Genomic DNA, 709 nt, shown 5'->3' with positions numbered 1-709 from the left:
TGCTCGCCCTGCTGGGCATCGATGCGCCCGCCGTCGCCGCGCCGCAGACCACTGCGGCGTGAGCGTCCCGCCCGCGGCCCGTGGAGGTTCTTCACCACACCGGTGAAGAACCTCCACCAGACGGGTTGATGCCCAGGCAGGGACGGAGCGTCCATGGTCACCGTGCCGGTCCCACGGATTCTTCCGAGACCGGCACCGGACAACGCAGCATGACGAACGGAACACTCCATGGCCACCACGATGAACGGCACCGTGTTCAAACGGTGCGGCTGCACCGAGACCATCCCCCTGCCCGACGGCACCACCCGCCGCCGCCAACTCGGCCGCGCCTGCCCGCAACTGACCTACGCCGACGGACGCTGGGCCCGCGAACACGGCACCTGGCGCCTCCAACTCGAGATCCCCTTCAACGACGGCGGACCACGCGAACACCTGCGCGCCGGCTACCCCACCGAAACCCAGACCCGCGACGCGCTGACCACCATCATCAGCCTGCTGCGCCTGGCCGACACCACCGACGAACCCGACACCCAACGCCGCGCCATCACAGCCCTGATCCGCGAACGCCTCGCCAACAAGACCCCGCTGCCGGACGAGGACGAGATCCGCAAACGCCTGACCCTCGGCCAAGCCGTCGACAATCCGCTCACCCTCGGCCAATACCTCACCGAATGGCTGACCACCAAAGCCGACCTGGCCGGCGGCACCC

The 709-nt window shown here is 69.1% G+C and carries 1 pseudogene; it reads left to right on the top strand.

Annotation, left to right across the window (positions count from 1 at the left end):
• Window positions 1-228: 228 nt before the first annotated feature.
• Window positions 229-709, top strand: a pseudogene (locus tag KGA66_RS29280) (hypothetical protein); the annotation flags it as partial.

Source organism: Actinocrinis puniceicyclus, assembly GCF_018283645.1.
GTDB classification, from domain to species: domain Bacteria; phylum Actinomycetota; class Actinomycetes; order Streptomycetales; family Catenulisporaceae; genus Actinocrinis; species Actinocrinis puniceicyclus.
This window is presented reverse-complemented; position numbering and strand designations above follow the sequence as displayed.